Annotated in this window: 15 protein-coding genes; 11 read left to right on the top strand and 4 right to left on the bottom strand. The window is 44.6% G+C overall.

All coding sequences use genetic code 11. The annotated features are described in order from the left end of the window. Positions 1–119: 119 nt before the first annotated feature. Positions 120–728 (bottom strand): peroxiredoxin C, encoded by a 609-nt coding sequence (locus L1076_RS23130; RefSeq protein WP_005424820.1) that lies wholly within the window; start codon positions 726–728, stop codon positions 120–122. 199 nt (positions 729–927) lie between these two features. On the opposite strand from L1076_RS23130, the gene L1076_RS23125 reads away from it, so the two are divergent. The 3 genes from L1076_RS23125 to aceA all read left to right on the top strand — a co-directional run bounded on the left by L1076_RS23125 (position 928) and on the right by aceA (position 5,530). Beyond that, complete coding sequence (locus L1076_RS23125; RefSeq protein WP_005424789.1) at positions 928–1,833, top strand: hydrogen peroxide-inducible genes activator; 906 nt, start codon at positions 928–930, stop codon at positions 1,831–1,833. Positions 1,834–2,439: 606 nt separating this feature from the next. Continuing rightward, complete coding sequence (aceB, locus tag L1076_RS23120; RefSeq protein WP_237304543.1) at positions 2,440–4,068, top strand: malate synthase A; 1,629 nt, start codon at positions 2,440–2,442, stop codon at positions 4,066–4,068. Between the two features lie 148 nt (positions 4,069–4,216). Then, the gene (aceA, locus tag L1076_RS23115) at positions 4,217–5,530 is read left to right on the top strand and encodes an isocitrate lyase (RefSeq protein WP_038878398.1); all 1,314 of its coding nucleotides are present in this window, start codon (positions 4,217–4,219) and stop codon (positions 5,528–5,530) included. A 108-nt stretch (positions 5,531–5,638) separates the two neighbouring features. Here aceA and L1076_RS23110 read toward each other — a convergent pair whose 3' ends face one another. Both L1076_RS23110 and L1076_RS23105 read right to left on the bottom strand, forming a co-directional pair. Further along, positions 5,639–6,085 (bottom strand): CBS domain-containing protein, encoded by a 447-nt coding sequence (locus L1076_RS23110; protein WP_095760575.1) that lies wholly within the window; start codon positions 6,083–6,085, stop codon positions 5,639–5,641. A gap of 234 nt (positions 6,086–6,319) precedes the next feature. Then, a complete protein-coding gene (locus tag L1076_RS23105; RefSeq protein ID WP_042606299.1) occupies positions 6,320–6,541 on the bottom strand; it encodes a hypothetical protein in 222 nt (73 codons plus the stop codon). Positions 6,542–6,801: 260 nt separating this feature from the next. On the opposite strand from L1076_RS23105, the gene L1076_RS23100 reads away from it, so the two are divergent. The 8 genes from L1076_RS23100 (at position 6,802) to L1076_RS23065 (ending at position 14,962) form a co-directional block, all read left to right on the top strand. Continuing rightward, positions 6,802–7,968: a trypsin-like serine protease gene (locus L1076_RS23100; protein WP_237304542.1), complete on the top strand. Its 1,167-nt coding sequence runs from the start codon at positions 6,802–6,804 to the stop codon at positions 7,966–7,968. A 233-nt stretch (positions 7,969–8,201) separates the two neighbouring features. Continuing rightward, complete coding sequence (gene queA, locus L1076_RS23095) at positions 8,202–9,254, top strand: tRNA preQ1(34) S-adenosylmethionine ribosyltransferase-isomerase QueA (RefSeq protein WP_042603091.1); 1,053 nt, start codon at positions 8,202–8,204, stop codon at positions 9,252–9,254. 205 nt (positions 9,255–9,459) lie between these two features. Continuing rightward, complete coding sequence (gene tgt / locus L1076_RS23090; RefSeq protein WP_039977015.1) at positions 9,460–10,593, top strand: tRNA guanosine(34) transglycosylase Tgt; 1,134 nt, start codon at positions 9,460–9,462, stop codon at positions 10,591–10,593. A gap of 165 nt (positions 10,594–10,758) precedes the next feature. Further along, positions 10,759–11,088 carry a preprotein translocase subunit YajC gene (gene yajC / locus L1076_RS23085; protein WP_010446143.1) on the top strand — a complete coding sequence of 110 codons (330 nt, stop codon included), beginning with the start codon at positions 10,759–10,761 and terminating at the stop codon, positions 11,086–11,088. A 21-nt stretch (positions 11,089–11,109) separates the two neighbouring features. Beyond that, complete coding sequence (secD, locus tag L1076_RS23080) at positions 11,110–12,966, top strand: protein translocase subunit SecD (RefSeq protein WP_080774369.1); 1,857 nt, start codon at positions 11,110–11,112, stop codon at positions 12,964–12,966. Between the two features lie 14 nt (positions 12,967–12,980). Further along, positions 12,981–13,928 (top strand): protein translocase subunit SecF, encoded by a 948-nt coding sequence (gene secF / locus L1076_RS23075; RefSeq protein WP_038869569.1) that lies wholly within the window; start codon positions 12,981–12,983, stop codon positions 13,926–13,928. 164 nt (positions 13,929–14,092) lie between these two features. After that, on the top strand, positions 14,093–14,509 hold the full coding sequence (locus L1076_RS23070) for a hypothetical protein (protein ID WP_237304541.1): 417 nt from the start codon (positions 14,093–14,095) through the stop codon (positions 14,507–14,509). Positions 14,510–14,650: 141 nt separating this feature from the next. Beyond that, positions 14,651–14,962 (top strand): hypothetical protein, encoded by a 312-nt coding sequence (locus L1076_RS23065; RefSeq protein WP_050568840.1) that lies wholly within the window; start codon positions 14,651–14,653, stop codon positions 14,960–14,962. A gap of 71 nt (positions 14,963–15,033) precedes the next feature. Here L1076_RS23065 and suhB read toward each other — a convergent pair whose 3' ends face one another. Beyond that, on the bottom strand, positions 15,034–15,837 hold the full coding sequence (gene suhB / locus L1076_RS23060) for an inositol-1-monophosphatase (RefSeq protein WP_038869570.1): 804 nt from the start codon (positions 15,835–15,837) through the stop codon (positions 15,034–15,036). Between the last annotated feature and the right edge of the window lie 113 nt (positions 15,838–15,950).

Raw genomic sequence — 15,950 nt, 5'->3', positions numbered from 1 at the left:
TCTGGGCTTTTTTATGACTTTACTTAGACTGATTGGCGTTTGCGGTTTTCCCGCTATAGCTTTTTGCTTTATATATACATCCAACCAACACGCCCATTGAGCTTGGGCGGCAGTGTCTATTACTTGCTTAGGTCGTCTGCGTGCTCAGATAGGAACGCTGCAACACCTTTTGGAGATGCGTCCATACCTGCTTTACCTTCTTCCCATTGTGCAGGACATACTTCGCCGTGCTTCTGGTGGAAGTTAAGAGCATCAACCATGCGTAGCATTTCGTCGATGTTACGACCTAGAGGTAGATCGTTAACTACTTGGTGACGTACAAGACCGTCTTCGTCGATTAGGAAAGAACCACGGAAAGCAACGCCTGCTTCTGGGTGCTCTACATCGTACGCTTTACAGATTTCGTGCTTAACGTCAGCAACTAGAGGGTATTTAACTTGACCGATACCGCCATCTTCGATAGCAGTGTTACGCCATGCGTTATGAGAGAACTGAGAATCGATAGAAACACCGATTACTTCAACACCTTTAGCTTGGAAATCAGCTAGACGGTTGTCGAATGCGATTAGTTCAGATGGGCAAACGAACGTGAAATCTAGTGGGTAGAAGAATACTACTGCTTTCTTACCTTTAGTGAATTCTGCAAAGTTGAAGTTTTCAACGATTTCACCGTTACCTAGAACAGCTGCTGCAGTAAAGTCAGGGGCTTGACGACCTACTAGTACCATTTTTTTGCTCCTAAAAATTTTGTTTGCTCCAAACCTACATTCAGTTATTTAGGTTTGGTCCGTGTTTGTGCGAGACAAACTATAGTACAGATTGTAGTATTGAAAAAAGCGAAATAAATAGATTGAGTTCATCGAAAAAAGCGATAACACCAAAACTATTATCTCGATCACTGGAACAGCAATAGATACAAATAGAATTATGAATAAATGGCCTAGCTTGAAGCAGTTACACTATTTGGTCACTCTGCACGAAACTCGACATTTTAGTGATGCTGCTGAGCGTTGTTTTGTCAGTCAATCCACCTTAAGTAAAGGCATCCAAAACCTTGAAGAGTTGATTGGTTGTCCACTTTACGAAAAGAAAGATAAAAAAAGCCCATTAGTCTTCACTCAAGCTGGTGAAATGGTGGTGCAGCAAGGTAGAGAATTGCTCGCCAAAGGGCAAGATCTTGTTGAACTGGGTCGCTTATGCCAAGGCGATGATATGGAAGGGCAGCTTAAAGTCGGTTGTATTCCGACCATAGCACCTTTCTTATTGTGCGATCTTGTTCAAGAGGTGAACTACCGCTTCCCGCAATTAAATCTTCTATTAAGAGAAGACACCACGACTAACTTGCTGCAAGCGCTTCGCCACGGTGAGTTGGACGTATTGATTCTGGCTCTGCCTGTAGAGATAGAAGGAATGGAAAGTCGTGTAGTCGGTCAAGATCCGTTTCGCATGGTGATCAGCGCCAATCAAGCAGATTCCGTACCTGTACCGATCCGTTATGCAGACTTGCCAGATGAATCCGTCTTCTTATTAGAGAAAGAGCACTGTCTTACAGAGCACGCGGTTTCAGCATGTAAGCTAACGGACAAAGAGAAGATCAACCCATTCACTGCAACCAGTCTTCATACATTGGTGCAAATGGTGGCGAATGGTCTGGGCACCACGTTTATCCCGCAAATGGCGATTGATCATGGTTTGCTACACAACCAGAACTTAGTGGTGATCGACCCTCCAGGTCAGCAAGCGTATCGCGATATTGGTTTGGTTTGGCGTCCAAGCTCGTCACGATCAAACACTTTCAATCAATTGGCAGAAGTCGTCTCTGAACTGCTTTAGCGATTAGTATTAGCCTGCTATCCCCGATCTAATATCAAAAAGCGCACTGGAAATAGTGCGCTTTTTAGCATTTTATTCTGTGCGTGAACTTTGACTTGTAAAATTTTACAGATGAACTTTCATGAAGCTTTCATAAAATAGTGAAATTTCACAATGTTAATTTTACACAACTGCCTGCGTAACGCGTTTAAGTCGCGTTTAATTTCCTCTTCCTAGCCCTTGTGAATACAAGGATTTTTCTCCTGCCTCACTATTCATACACTTGTTTGAATTCAAAAATAACCTGTAAATTTAATGTAATTTAATTACGTAATAACTCACAAATTGAACTCAAAAATCAAACACTTGTTTGATACCGAATAAAACTTTGAATTTAACGTTTTGTTTACTTGAGGGGTTTCGCTTAAACCTTTGTTGGGTTAGCTTAATTAAAGGCTTGTAAGACTTATGTCTAGATTGAAAAAGCAATTCAGGTTGCGCAAGGTATAGACACAACGAAGCGAAGTGAACACCAAATCGAAGGATGTAATTTGTTGTTCATAACTTACAAATGTAGCTTTAGGCTGACTGCCCAAGATGGATAAAGCACGTTAAGGATGAATGATTATGCTTGCTCAGACAGAACAAAAAACACAACAACTAAAGCAAACCCAAGGCATGCTTGAGGTGAATGGAGTCGTTGCTCCTGAACATCAAGCAATTTTCCCTGTTGAAGCCCAAACCTTTTTATCTCTACTGTGTGAAAAATTTGCCGGACGTGTTGAACAGTTGCTGAAAGCACGAGAAGGAAAGCAAGCACGCATCGACGCTGGTGAACTGCCAAACTTTCTACCAGAGACACAAGACATTCGTGAAGGAAGCTGGAAGATCCTCGGAATCCCGCAAGATCTGCAAGATCGCCGAGTGGAGATTACAGGACCAACTGATCGCAAAATGGTGATTAACGCACTGAATGCGAATGTAAAAGTGTTCATGGCAGACTTCGAAGATTCGATGTCCCCTGCGTGGAGTAAAGTTCTGGATGGTCAAATTAACTTGCGCGATGCTGTTAATGGCACCATCAGTTACACCAATCCTGACAATGGCAAGCACTATCAGCTGGCAGAAGACCCAGCGGTGTTGATCTGCCGTGTTCGCGGACTGCATCTAAAAGAAAAACACGTAACGTGGCACGGTCAGATCATTCCAGGTGCGCTATTCGATTTCGCTCTGTACTTCTACAACAACTATAAAGCGCTACTGAAAAAGGGAAGCGGTCCTTACTTCTACATTCCAAAACTGCAATCGCATCATGAAGCGAAGTGGTGGAGCGAAGTGTTCCATTTCACCGAAGAGTATTTCGGTTTGGATACAGGCACCATCAAAGCGACTGTACTGATTGAAACCTTACCAGCCGTATTCGAAATGGATGAGATTATGTTCTCACTGAAAGAGCACATCGTTGGTTTGAACTGTGGTCGCTGGGATTACATCTTTAGCTACATCAAAACACTGAAAAACCACCCAGATCGCGTACTTCCGGATCGCCAAGTGGTGACCATGGATAAGCCATTCCTCAACGCTTACTCAAGATTGTTGGTGCGAACTTGTCATAAACGTGGCGCATTTGCGATGGGCGGCATGGCAGCCTTTATTCCGGCTAAAGACCCACAAGAAAACCAAAAAGTACTGGATAAGATCCACAACGATAAATCGCTAGAAGCTAACAACGGTCACGACGGAACTTGGGTTGCTCACCCGGGGTTGGCAGACACCGCAATGGAAGTGTTCAGTGCCACACTGGGGCAGCGCACCAACCAATTGGATGTGAACCGCTCAGAAGACGCACCAATAACCGCCGCAGAGCTGCTTGAACCGTGCGAAGGTGAACGTTCAGAAGAGGGCATGCGCCATAACATCCGCGTTGCGCTGCAATACATCGAAGCTTGGATCTCTGGCAACGGTTGTGTGCCGATTTACGGACTGATGGAAGACGCAGCAACGGCTGAAATCTCACGTGCTTCTATCTGGCAATGGATTCAACACGGTAAGTCGCTCGACAACGGATTGAAGGTCACTAAAGAGCTGTTCGAACTCTACCTGAAAGAAGAGATTGAAGTCGTGAAACAAGAAATTGGTGAGCAGCGCTACCAAGCTGGTCGATTTGAAGAAGCGGCAGATTTGATGGCTAGGCTCACCACAAGCGATGAACTGACCAACTTTTTAACCATTCCAGGTTATGACTACTTGGATTAACCCAAAGATTTTAAACACTCAATTTATCTAACTAATACATGTTTATTTAACCAATACGTGAAGGATTCGAGGCAGATAAGGATGTACTGCCTGAGAACGGAAAACTCAACGCACATGCACAAGTGCACATTATAAGAGGGATAGACCAATGACTAACTTAACTCGCCGCCAACAAATTGAAGCTCTGGAAAAAGATTGGGCAACCAACCCACGCTGGAAAAACGTAAAACGCACCTACACTGCGGAAGAAGTAGTAACACTGCGTGGTTCTATGGTACCTGCGAACACGATTGCACAACGTGGTGCTGACAAACTTTGGTCACTGGTCAACGGTAGCTCAAAGAAAGGCTATGTTAACTGCCTTGGTGCACTAACGGGGGGGCAAGCCGTACAGCAAGCGAAAGCAGGTATCGAAGCGATTTACCTATCTGGCTGGCAGGTAGCGGCAGATAACAATACTGCGTCTACGATGTACCCAGACCAATCTCTGTATCCAGTAGATTCTGTTCCTTCGGTCGTTAAACGCATCAATAATTCGTTCCGTCGTGCAGACCAAATCCAGTGGACAGCAGGTAAATCGCCTGAAGATGAAGGCGGCATTGATTACTTCCTACCAATCGTCGCGGATGCAGAAGCGGGCTTTGGTGGTGTACTTAACGCTTACGAGCTAATGAAATCGATGATCGACGCAGGTGCGGCAGGTGTTCACTTTGAAGATCAATTAGCATCAGTGAAAAAATGTGGTCACATGGGCGGTAAAGTATTGGTTCCAACTCAAGAAGCGGTGCAAAAACTGGTAGCAGCTCGCCTAGCCGCGGATGTTGCTGGTACAACAACACTGGTTATTGCGCGTACCGATGCAAACGCAGCCGACTTGCTAACGTCTGATTGCGACCCATACGATAAAGACTTTATTCAAGGAGAGCGCACTCCAGAAGGTTTCTACCGTGTTCGTGCAGGTATCGACCAAGCTATCTCTCGTGGCCTAGCTTACGCGCCATATGCGGATCTAATCTGGTGTGAGACGGCAACGCCATGTTTAGAAGAAGCTCGTAAGTTTGCAGAAGCGATTCATGCCGAGTACCCAGACCAACTATTGGCATACAACTGTTCGCCTTCATTCAACTGGGAGAAAAACCTAGATGCAGAAACCATTGCTAAGTTCCAACAAGAACTGGCGAATATGGGCTACAAGTACCAGTTCATCACGCTAGCAGGTATTCACAACATGTGGTTCAACATGTTCGAACTGGCACACGCTTACGCACAAGGCGAAGGCATGCGTCATTACGTTGAGAAAGTTCAGCGTCCTGAGTTTGAAGCGGCAGAAAAAGGCTATACGTTCGTAGCGCACCAGCAAGAGGTAGGTACGGGATACTTTGACAGAATGACCAATACTATCCAAGGCGGGCAATCTTCAGTGACAGCACTGACAGGGTCTACCGAAGAAGACCAATTCTAACAAGCATAGAGTCTATAATTACTGCGTTAGTAATGACATCTTGAGCGGCGAATTAGCCGCTCTTTTTTTGCTTTTTATTTGTTGTGAGTGCAATAAGCTCTGCTCAAACTATTCTGTTTCTAGCTCTTCAGGTTCAACTTCTTCCTGAAGCTCTAGTAGGTTGATTGCGATGGAAACAAAGTCTGTGTCGGTGATAATTCCGACTAAGTGACCTTTAGTTACCACAGGCAAACAGCCTACTTTGTGTTTTTGCATATAGATAGCACTTTGCTTTAATCCAGCTCTTGGTTCTGCTGTCATGATGTTGGTGTGCATCATTTCATAAAGCGGGGTGTCGAGGGTAAAAGATTGTTCAGCCTCATCTGGGTGTAAACAGGATTCTTGTGCAGCAAGAATATCGCGTTGAGTCACCAAGCCTTGTAAGTGTTTATTGGCATCAACAACCGGAATATGTCGAATATCAAGCGCTTCCATCATGCTTTTTGCGTCACGTAATGTGTGCTCACGCAGCAAGGTATGAGGGTTGCGAGTCATCATGTCTTCAACCTTGATCATAGAGACCTCCAGCGGCATTGTCCTCCCTTTAAATATAGAGAATATTTTTCTGTATATCTGGGAGCTGCCTCGTTTTTCACTAATAAAATAAAACGATTAGATGGAGATCAATCAGAGGTGAGAATGTACTGGAGTTTTCCATAATCCCAGCTACTCATTTGGGGCGATGTTAGGATGTAAGCGCTATCATAAATAACCAAAGCTAAGGAGTTTAAGCCTTAGCTTTGGTTACTCTTAACGTTGCTTAAAATGCACACAGATAAGACCATAAGCTTTCGCGTCCACACATCGGCCGATATAGCTTTTATTAGGAAGGTTGACCGCACATAAACGAGGGACCTGCTTTAAGTCACATGCTTGTTGCATTGCGGTGATCTTCTGGTGGTTAGAGTTTGCGAGTGTACCGGAAGAAAACACGAGTACGGCGGCACTTAACGCCACAGTTAACATCTTCATACTTACCTCAATCAATGTTCAAAGAGCAAATGCTCACCTTCACTATAGTTCAAAGAAATTATTACTGATTGGTTTGTTAATTATTGCTGTTTACCGTTGAAAAACTCAATGCGAGTCAGTTTGCATTTTTCACTGATAAGGTATGTGGTCAGAATGTAATCTAATGAGTTGAATCGCACATTTTTACTTGCTTGATTTTCCAAGATAAGCCTGTGGAAGAAGATATGCTCAGGCTTACCAGATTGAAGATTACAACCTAAATGAAACGAACGAAATGCAACAAGCTCATTGCTTTGGCAATGGCGGCATTCAGTGTGCAATCCGCTCAAGCGATTGTGTTAGGAGATGAGCAAACCGACCCGGTTGATCGTGTGACTTTACGCGCAAGTAACATGGCAGAGTTTCCGCTGTGTGGCGGTACCATGCTGACGGAACAATGGGTATTAACTGCGGCACACTGTGTGGTGATGGGGCAGGGAACCAACGAAGCGAGCTATTATGTGACCCCTCCGGGTGAACTGTCCGTGAATGCCAATGTGTATGATCTAAATACTGCAGGGCTTGATAACTTCTATCCAGTTTCACATGTGGTAGTGCATCCGGATTACACGCGTATATCTAAAGCGGACATCGACAGTAGCGGCAACGTCAAACCCATTCAAACGGGTTTAGATTCTGATATTGCATTGTTGTATCTCACTCGTCCGGTCGCGAATGCAAGATTTGCCGACTTAGCAAACAAAACTGAGATGGAGAATATTGAGGCGCGTCTGGCTGCAGATTGGAACGACAATTATCTAACCAATCAGCGTGTGGAAAACGTGCAAGTATTTGGTTGGGGAACTACTCAACCTGATGCGTCTGAATCCTCAGATACACTTAAAACAACCATTAGCACCTTTTTACCCATCGACAAATGTTATGAGCGTTTAGAAATTGGCAGCAGCTTTCCGGGCATCATTGATTCACGTGAGAATTTAACCAAAATATGTACTTTGCCAACTCGGAATGAAGTGCTGGACTCAGAGAGTAATACCCAATATGGCAATTCAGCATGTAAAGGTGACAGTGGTGGTCCACTCATCGATGTCGCAACGGGGAAGCAGATCGGTATTGTAAGTGGTGCTCCTCTTATTCTTCCGACATGTGGTTCACTTACTATCCCAAGTTTCTACACCAAAGTGAGCCAATATCATGATTGGGTACAGTCTTACATAACCGCTGACGCCCCCCCAAACAGTTACATCATTGAACCCAACTTTATTAAAGAGGCCAATGATGACAATGGGGGAGAAGAAGAGTGTCACGATGGTATTGCGACCAACAACTGTGATTTTAGAGGCTCTGAAGAGGATGGTGGTAGCTTAGGAATTTGGTGGCTGAGTGTTTTAGCCTCATTTACATGGTTGCGCCGACGTAAAGTATAAAATCAGGCCGCAATAGATAGAAAAGATAAGCAGCGAACTCCGCTGCTTTTTTATTGCTGCTAATCCTGAGACTTTCACGTTTTATTACACTCTTAATGAAAGGTTTTACAGTCAATCTAAGGGGATTTGCTTGCTATTGCAGCATGTAAACATATACTAGTCTGCTGCGAAAAACTCGTCGCAATTTTATCGTCGTTTTCGACGTGATTTGACCAATATATAAGACAAGTAACATGCAAGTATCAGATTTCCATTTCGACCTTCCAGATGAACTTATCGCCCGCTACCCTCAACCAGAGCGTACCGCTAGCCGACTGCTGCAAATGGATGGCAATACTGGCGAACTTATTGATGGCACATTTACTGATGTGTTGGACCAAGTTCAAGCTGGTGATCTAGTGGTTTTCAATAATACTCGCGTTATCCCTGCGCGTATGTTCGGTCGAAAAGAGTCTGGCGGTAAACTAGAAGTGTTGGTAGAGCGTATGTTGGACGAAAAGAGCATTCTGGCTCACGTTCGTTGTTCAAAATCACCAAAGCCAGGTTCGACTATTATTGTTGGCGAGAACGATGAATATTCAGCGCAAATGGTTGCTCGCCATGATGCTCTTTTTGAACTGAAGTTTGAGTCTGATAAGACGGTTTTAGACATTCTGGAAGAAATTGGTCATATGCCACTTCCTCCTTACATCGACCGCCCAGATGAAGACGCAGATAAAGAGCGTTACCAAACGGTTTACAACCAAAAGCCAGGTGCGGTTGCAGCACCAACGGCAGGCCTTCATTTTGATGATGTTCTGCTTGAGAAGATCAAGGCGAAAGGCGCTGAGTTTGCTTACGTAACACTTCATGTTGGTGCCGGTACGTTCCAGCCAGTGAAAGTGGACGACATTAACGATCATCACATGCACGCAGAATACGTTGAAGTACCGCAAGATGTTGTTGATGCGATTAATGCAGCTAAAGCACGCGGTGGCCGAATCGTTGCCGTAGGTACTACGTCAGTTCGTTCGCTTGAAAGTGCAGCGCAAGACGCACTGAAGAAAGGCACGGAATTGGTACCATTCTTTGGTGATACTGAAATCTTTATCTACCCTGGTTACGAGTACCAGCTGGTGGATTGTTTGATCACCAATTTCCACTTGCCTGAGTCAACATTGATTATGTTGGTGAGTGCGTTTGCTGGTTACGAGAACACCATGAATGCTTACAAGCACGCGGTGGAAAACAAATACCGTTTCTTCTCGTACGGTGATTCAATGTTTATTAAAAAGAAGACAGCATAATGTTTTAACCCCTCTCTAGCCCTCTCCTTGTGACGGGGTCGGTTAGGAAGGGTTAGAAAGCTAATGATTTACGAGTGCTAGCAGTACGCTAGGAAACAGAGTAGAGCTTCTGCTTTGTCTCTCGCAAGGAAAGCGACCGCTCCTTAAAGTGGGGAACACCCCCAAGATACATAGTCAGACTGTTTCTCTGACACTCGGAGGCATCGTGAAATTATCATTCGATCTTAAAAAGAAAAATGGCAATGCGCGTCGTGGTCAATTGACCTTCGAACGTGGCACTGTTCAAACTCCAGCATTCATGCCAGTAGGTACTTACGGTACGGTTAAAGGCATGACTCCGGAAGAAGTAAAAGGCACGGGTGCAGAAATCCTGCTAGGCAACACTTTCCACCTATGGTTACGTCCTGGTCAAGAAGTGATGAAAATGCACGGTGACCTGCACGATTTCATGAACTGGCACGGTCCTATTCTTACTGATTCAGGCGGTTTCCAAGTATTCAGCCTGGGTAAAATGCGTAAGATCACCGAAAAAGGTGTTCACTTCCGTAGCCCTGTAAACGGCGACAAGATTTTCATGGACGCTGAAAAGTCGATGGAAATCCAAAAAGACCTAGGTTCTGACATCGTCATGATCTTCGACGAGTGTACGCCATACCCAGCGACACACAACGAAGCGAAAAAATCGATGGAAATGTCACTACGTTGGGCACAACGCTCACGTGACCACTTCGATAAGCTAGAAAACCCGAACAACCTATTTGGTATTGTTCAAGGTGGTGTTTACGAAGACCTACGTGACGTATCGGTTAAAGGTCTAACTGAAATCGGTTTTGATGGTTACGCAGTTGGTGGTCTTGCAGTAGGCGAACCGAAAGAAGACATGCACCGTATCCTTGAGCACACGTGTCCACAGCTTCCAGAAGATAAGCCTCGTTACCTAATGGGCGTAGGTAAGCCGGAAGATTTGGTTGAAGGTGTTCGTCGCGGTATCGACATGTTTGACTGTGTAATGCCAACGCGTAATGCACGAAACGGTCACCTATTTGTGACTGGTGGTGTGATCAAGATCCGTAATGCGAAACATAAAACGGATACAACTCCGCTAGATCCGCACTGTGACTGTTACACTTGTCAAAACTACAGCAAGTCGTACCTTCACCACCTAGAGCGTTGTAATGAAATACTAGGTGCGCGTTTGAATACTATCCATAACTTGCGCTACTACCAGCGTTTGATGGAAAGCATTCGCACGGCGATTGATGAAGACCGTTTCGATGAGTTTGTTCAAGAGTTTTACGCTCGTCGTGACCGCGAAGTGCCACCACTAAGCAAAGCATAAAAGAATTAAAGCCTTTGGCATGTCGCCAGAGGCTTTTGCTAATAAAGTAGGCTAACGTACGTTATTTTTGAGAAGGTGATCTCTATTACTCACTCTTAGACTTGAATCTAAATTACGAAAGCCCAACTTGTTGGATTATCAATAAAATATAATGAGGATGTTTTAATGTTTATTTCTCAAGCTCATGCAGCAGCAGAAGGCGCTCCAGCTGGCGGCGGTTTTGAAATGCTAATCATGCTAGGCATGTTCGCGGTGATCTTCTACTTCATGATCTACCGTCCACAATCTAAGCGTGTAAAAGAGCACAAAAACCTGATGTCTTCCATGGGCAAAGGCGATGAAGTGCTAACAAGCGGTGGTCTAGTGGGTAAAATCACGAAAATCGCTGAAGACAATGACTACATTTCAATTGAGCTTAACGCAAACAATGAAGTTGTAATCAAGAAAGACTTCGTAACTGCAGTGCTACCAAAAGGTACGCTGAAGTCTCTATAAAACAGCTAAAGGATCCTCGCTGTGCTAAACCGTTACCCATTATGGAAGTACTTGATGGTATTTTTTGCCATCATCACCGCTGCGTTGTACGCACTTCCAAATATCTACGGTGAAGATCCGGCTATTCAAGTTACAGGGGCACGTGGTGCCTCTGTAGATATGTCAACGCTGGATGCTGTCACCAAAGCTCTTGATAAAGAGCATCTCTCTCATAAATCCATTGCTCTCGAGAATGGATCAATCCTTGTTCGTTTCAATGACACTGACACTCAAATCAGTGCCCGCGATATCATCAGTGAAGCGCTTGGCAAAGATAAAATTGTTGCACTCAACCTTGCTCCGGCTACGCCAGATTGGCTAGAAGCAATTGGTGCGTCACCACTTAAGCTAGGTCTTGACCTACGAGGTGGTGTTCACTTCTTGATGGAAGTGGATATGGACGCGGCGATGGAAAAGCTGGTTGGTCAACAAGAAGAAGCTTTCCGTAGTGAACTTCGTGAAGCTAAGATTCGCTACCGCGCAATCCGTCCTTCTGGTAAAGAAGGCGTGGAAGTATTGCTACGTAATGAAGAGCAACTAGCTGAAGCGAAAGCTACGTTAGAAAAGAATCACCCAGACATGAATTTTGTCGATTCTGATTCTGATGGTCGTTACGCGTTGATTGCCACCTTTACCGAGCAACGTTTACAAGAAATACGTAACTACGCAGTAGAACAAAACATCACGATTCTTCGTAACCGTGTAAATGAACTTGGTGTTGCTGAGCCATTGGTTCAACGTCAAGGTGCTAGCCGCATCGTAGTTGAATTGCCTGGTGTTCAAGACACCGCTCGAGCAAAAGAAATCCTAGGTGCTACGGCAACACTAGAATTCCGCGAAGTCGACGACAAAGCTGACCTTTCTGCTGCGGCAAACGGTCGAGCACCAGCTGGTAGCGAGATTAAGCAAGATCGCGATGGCCGTCCTGTTGTTCTGAAGAAACGCGTAATTCTCGGTGGCCAAAGCATCACAGATGCAAGTTCAAGTGTTGATGAATACGGTCGTCCTCAGGTTAACATCTCGCTAGACAGCGAAGGTGGTAACAAGATGTCTGCGTTCTCTAAAAAGAACATCGGTAAGCTAATGGCAACCGTGTTTGCAGAGTACAAAGATAGTGGTCGTCGTACGCCAGAAGGTCGTGTGATTCTGGATAAACATGAAGAAGTGATCAACCAAGCAACGATTCAGTCTGCGCTTGGCCGTAACTTCCGTATTACCGGTATCGATTCTGCTGCTGAAGCTCACAACCTAGCACTTCTACTTCGTGCTGGTGCTCTAATTGCGCCTATCTCAATCGTTGAAGAACGAACCATCGGTCCATCAATGGGTCAGCAAAACATCGATATGGGTATTCAAGCGTGTATCTGGGGTATGGTCGCCGTAATGCTATTTACGCTGCTTTACTACCGTGGCTTCGGTCTGATTGCCAATATTGCATTGATGGCGAACTTGGTTTTGATCATTGGTGTTATGTCGATGATTCCGGGGGCGACAATGACGCTGCCTGGTATTGCCGGTATCGTATTGACGGTCGGCATGGCAGTCGATGCCAACGTACTGATATTTGAGCGTATCCGTGAAGAACTTCGAGATGGGCGTAGTCCACAACAAGCGATTCACCAAGGTTACGCAAACGCATTCAGTACCATCGCCGATGCGAACATCACAACGCTTATCACTGCAATCATTCTATTTGCAGTAGGTACAGGCGCGGTGAAAGGTTTCGCGGTAACACTATCTATCGGTATCTTAACTTCAATGTTCACCGCTATTGTGGGTACACGTTGTATCGTGAACCTGATTTACGGTGGCAAACGCGTTGATAAATTGTCGATCTAAGGCTGGGAATTAATATGTTTCAAATTCTAAAAGCAGAAAACACGATCGGCTTTATGCGTTGGTCGAAAGTCGCGTTCGTATTCTCTATTGTTATGATCGCAGCTTCTATCTTCACGCTATCAACCAAATGGTTGAACTGGGGCCTAGATTTTACTGGTGGTACGCTTATCGAGGTGGGCTTTGAACAACCTGCAAACCTTGAAGAGATTCGTTCAGCACTAGATTCAAAAGGCTTCGGCGATGCGACAGTACAAAACTTTGGTAGTGCTCGTGATGTAATGGTTCGTCTTCGTCCTCGTGACGATATGTCTGGTGAAACACTAGGTAACCAAATCATTGGTGCTATCAAAGAAGGTACGGGTGAAAGCGTAGAAATGCGTCGTATCGAGTTTGTAGGTCCAAACGTTGGTGATGAGCTAACGGAAGCGGGTGGTCTAGCGATTCTTGTATCGCTGATCTGTATCCTGATCTACGTATCAATGCGATTCGAATGGCGTCTAGCGGCTGGTGCGGTAATGGCACTGGCACACGATATCATTATCACGCTGGGTGTCTTCTCACTGATGCAAATTGAAGTGGACCTAACCATCGTAGCGGCGCTACTTACGGTTGTTGGTTACTCGCTCAACGATACCATCGTTGTATTCGACCGGATTCGTGAAAACTTCCGTAAGATGCGTAAGGGCGAACCTTCGGACATCATGGATGCGTCAATCACTCAAACATTGAGCCGTACATTGATTACGTCTGGTACGACATTGTTCGTAGTTATTGCACTGTTCATGCAAGGTGGTGCGATGATTCACGGCTTCGCAACCGCACTTCTACTAGGTATCACTGTAGGTACTTACTCTTCTATCTATGTAGCATCAGCACTAGCGCTAAAACTGGGTATCCAGAAAGAGCACTTGATGCCACCTCAAGTAGAAAAAGAAGGTGCAGAGTTCGACGAGATGCCATAAGGCAGGTTGAGAACCGAAAACAAAAACCGCTGAGCAATCAGCGGTTTTTTTATGCCTGATAGATTTGATAGTTTCATTTTTATTTGAGGTACTTCCAGCTTGAATTGTAGTTTTTTGATTGAGTTGAACATCGGAAGTATGTTCAACAATTTCGGGAGGAAATAATGTCAAGGCAAGCTGAAATAAAAGTACAGTTACTGAAGTTTGTAGAGATTTCTTATAAACACAATAAAGGCGTTACCAGCAAGCTAGTTACTGGAGGGAAAAGATTCAAGTTAGCAGTTGATGAGTCAGGTAAGGTAACTTTCTCTGGTGAGCTTGGGTTTACTAAGTTTGAAGTTTCAAAAGAAATGGTTGAAGAGCTGGGCATAAAATTAAAAGCAGTTTCTGTTACTTTTAAAACTACTCATGATGGTGTTTTGACATACAGTGGAAGTGTTTCTTTTTTTGGTGTTGTTTCCTTTGGTGTTGCTGGGCAGGTAAATGTCCGAGAGCTTTTAGAACAGTGCGAATGGGGGCTTTGTAAGTACAGATTTAAGCCGAGTAAAATTGATCAAGCGCTCCGTGAAGCTGGGGTTTAGTTGGTTATGATAAATAGAATTCTACCTATTCCGGTTTTACTCAGTGTTTCAGCGCCGTGCATAGCAAGTCCACTCCACGATACTTACCTTGATATACGCAATAATTTATACAAGATGCAGTATATCGAGGTGGTAGAAGCTATGGCAGGGCCAAACCTATCGATTGAAGAGCTAAATAGTATTAAATCTCACCCAATAAAATTTGGTCATCAATTTCCATTTTTGTCATCCATCCCATCAAGTTTGGTTACGGAGCTGTCTTACTTTGAAGCATATAGTGAGGATGGAGGAGTTGGGTGTCTTTCCGTAAACGGCTTTGGCGATGTATACCAGCCAGTCACGGTTTCGTTGCAGTTTCTCATGAAGGAACAAGTATGGAAGGTTCAGCACGTAAAAATAGACCACTTACCTGACTACGACCGTTTCTATAAACAGGCAGATTGTTCCATATAAAAAAGCCCCGCTCAATGAGCGGGGCTATTCAAAAGTCATCAGCGTGACGGGCTTAGTATGACTTCAGAATCTTACTTAAGGATCGCGCTGTTGCCGTTTTCACGGATGTGTTTAAGCATTGATTTAACGCCACGAGCGCTAGAAGCAACGATGTTGCCTGACTTCATGTACTCAGTGCCGCCAGCAAAGTCAGTTAGGATTGCACCAGCTTCACGAGCGATAAGCTCACCAGCTGCCATATCCCAAGGTTTTAGACCTAGTTCGAAGTAACCATCAACACGGCCTGCAGCCACGTAACATAGGTCAAGAGCAGCAGAGCCGCTACGGCGGAAGTCTGCACATTCAGTGAATAGAGAACCTACGATTTTGATGTAAGACTCAGCGTGTTGCTTCTGTTTGAATGGGAAACCAGTTGCTAGAACAGTACCTTGAAGGTCTTTCAGTTGAGCTACACGAATACGAGCATTGTTTAGTTGAGCGCCAGCACCACGTTGTGCAGTGAATAGCTCGTTTTGCATTGGATCGTATACACAAGCCACTTCAGTTTTACCTTTGAAGCGAACCGCGATAGATACTGCGAACGTTGGGTAACCTTTTACAAAGTTATTGGTGCCATCCAGTGGGTCGATGATCCATTGTACGTCTTTATCTTTACCTTCGATAAGACCAGCTTCTTCAGCAACGATACAGTGCTCTGGGTAAGAGTGCTTGATAGTATCAATGATGATAGCTTCTGCTTCTTTGTCTACGTTAGTAACAAAGTCATTAGTGCCTTTTAGCGTAGACTCAACTTTATCTGTGTTTTCTAATGATTTAGCAATATGATTGCCTGCTTTTCGCGCAGCGCGAATAGCAATGTTTAGCATTGGATGCATACGAATTTCCCAACGGATGTTAAAGAACAATTTAAAGCGGCGGCGAGTATACCAGAGTGCAGAGAAAAGGGAAGTGGTTATTTTTTGGTCGCATGTAAAAGCCGCACTAATTA

It is taken from the genome of Vibrio sp. MMG023 (genome assembly GCF_021654215.1).
Classification (GTDB): Bacteria; Pseudomonadota; Gammaproteobacteria; order Enterobacterales; family Vibrionaceae; genus Vibrio; species Vibrio jasicida.
The sequence above is the reverse complement of the archived record's forward strand: the minus strand, read 5'-3'. Positions and strand labels throughout refer to the sequence as shown.

What these genes read in the sequence shown, in the direction of transcription:
- L1076_RS23130 (WP_005424820.1), bottom strand. Translation starts at nt 728, where the DNA reads ATGGTACTAGTAGGTCGTCAAGCCCCTGACTTTACTGCAGCAGCTGTT.
- L1076_RS23125 (WP_005424789.1), top strand. Translation starts at nt 928, where the DNA reads ATGAATAAATGGCCTAGCTTGAAGCAGTTACACTATTTGGTCACTCTG.
- aceB (WP_237304543.1), top strand. Translation starts at nt 2,440, where the DNA reads ATGCTTGCTCAGACAGAACAAAAAACACAACAACTAAAGCAAACCCAA.
- aceA (WP_038878398.1), top strand. Translation starts at nt 4,217, where the DNA reads ATGACTAACTTAACTCGCCGCCAACAAATTGAAGCTCTGGAAAAAGAT.
- L1076_RS23110 (WP_095760575.1), bottom strand. Translation starts at nt 6,085, where the DNA reads ATGATCAAGGTTGAAGACATGATGACTCGCAACCCTCATACCTTGCTG.
- L1076_RS23105 (WP_042606299.1), bottom strand. Translation starts at nt 6,541, where the DNA reads ATGAAGATGTTAACTGTGGCGTTAAGTGCCGCCGTACTCGTGTTTTCT.
- L1076_RS23100 (WP_237304542.1), top strand. Translation starts at nt 6,802, where the DNA reads ATGAAACGAACGAAATGCAACAAGCTCATTGCTTTGGCAATGGCGGCA.
- queA (WP_042603091.1), top strand. Translation starts at nt 8,202, where the DNA reads ATGCAAGTATCAGATTTCCATTTCGACCTTCCAGATGAACTTATCGCC.
- yajC (WP_010446143.1), top strand. Translation starts at nt 10,759, where the DNA reads ATGTTTATTTCTCAAGCTCATGCAGCAGCAGAAGGCGCTCCAGCTGGC.
- secF (WP_038869569.1), top strand. Translation starts at nt 12,981, where the DNA reads ATGTTTCAAATTCTAAAAGCAGAAAACACGATCGGCTTTATGCGTTGG.
- L1076_RS23070 (WP_237304541.1), top strand. Translation starts at nt 14,093, where the DNA reads ATGTCAAGGCAAGCTGAAATAAAAGTACAGTTACTGAAGTTTGTAGAG.
- L1076_RS23065 (WP_050568840.1), top strand. Translation starts at nt 14,651, where the DNA reads ATGGCAGGGCCAAACCTATCGATTGAAGAGCTAAATAGTATTAAATCT.
- suhB (WP_038869570.1), bottom strand. Translation starts at nt 15,837, where the DNA reads ATGCATCCAATGCTAAACATTGCTATTCGCGCTGCGCGAAAAGCAGGC.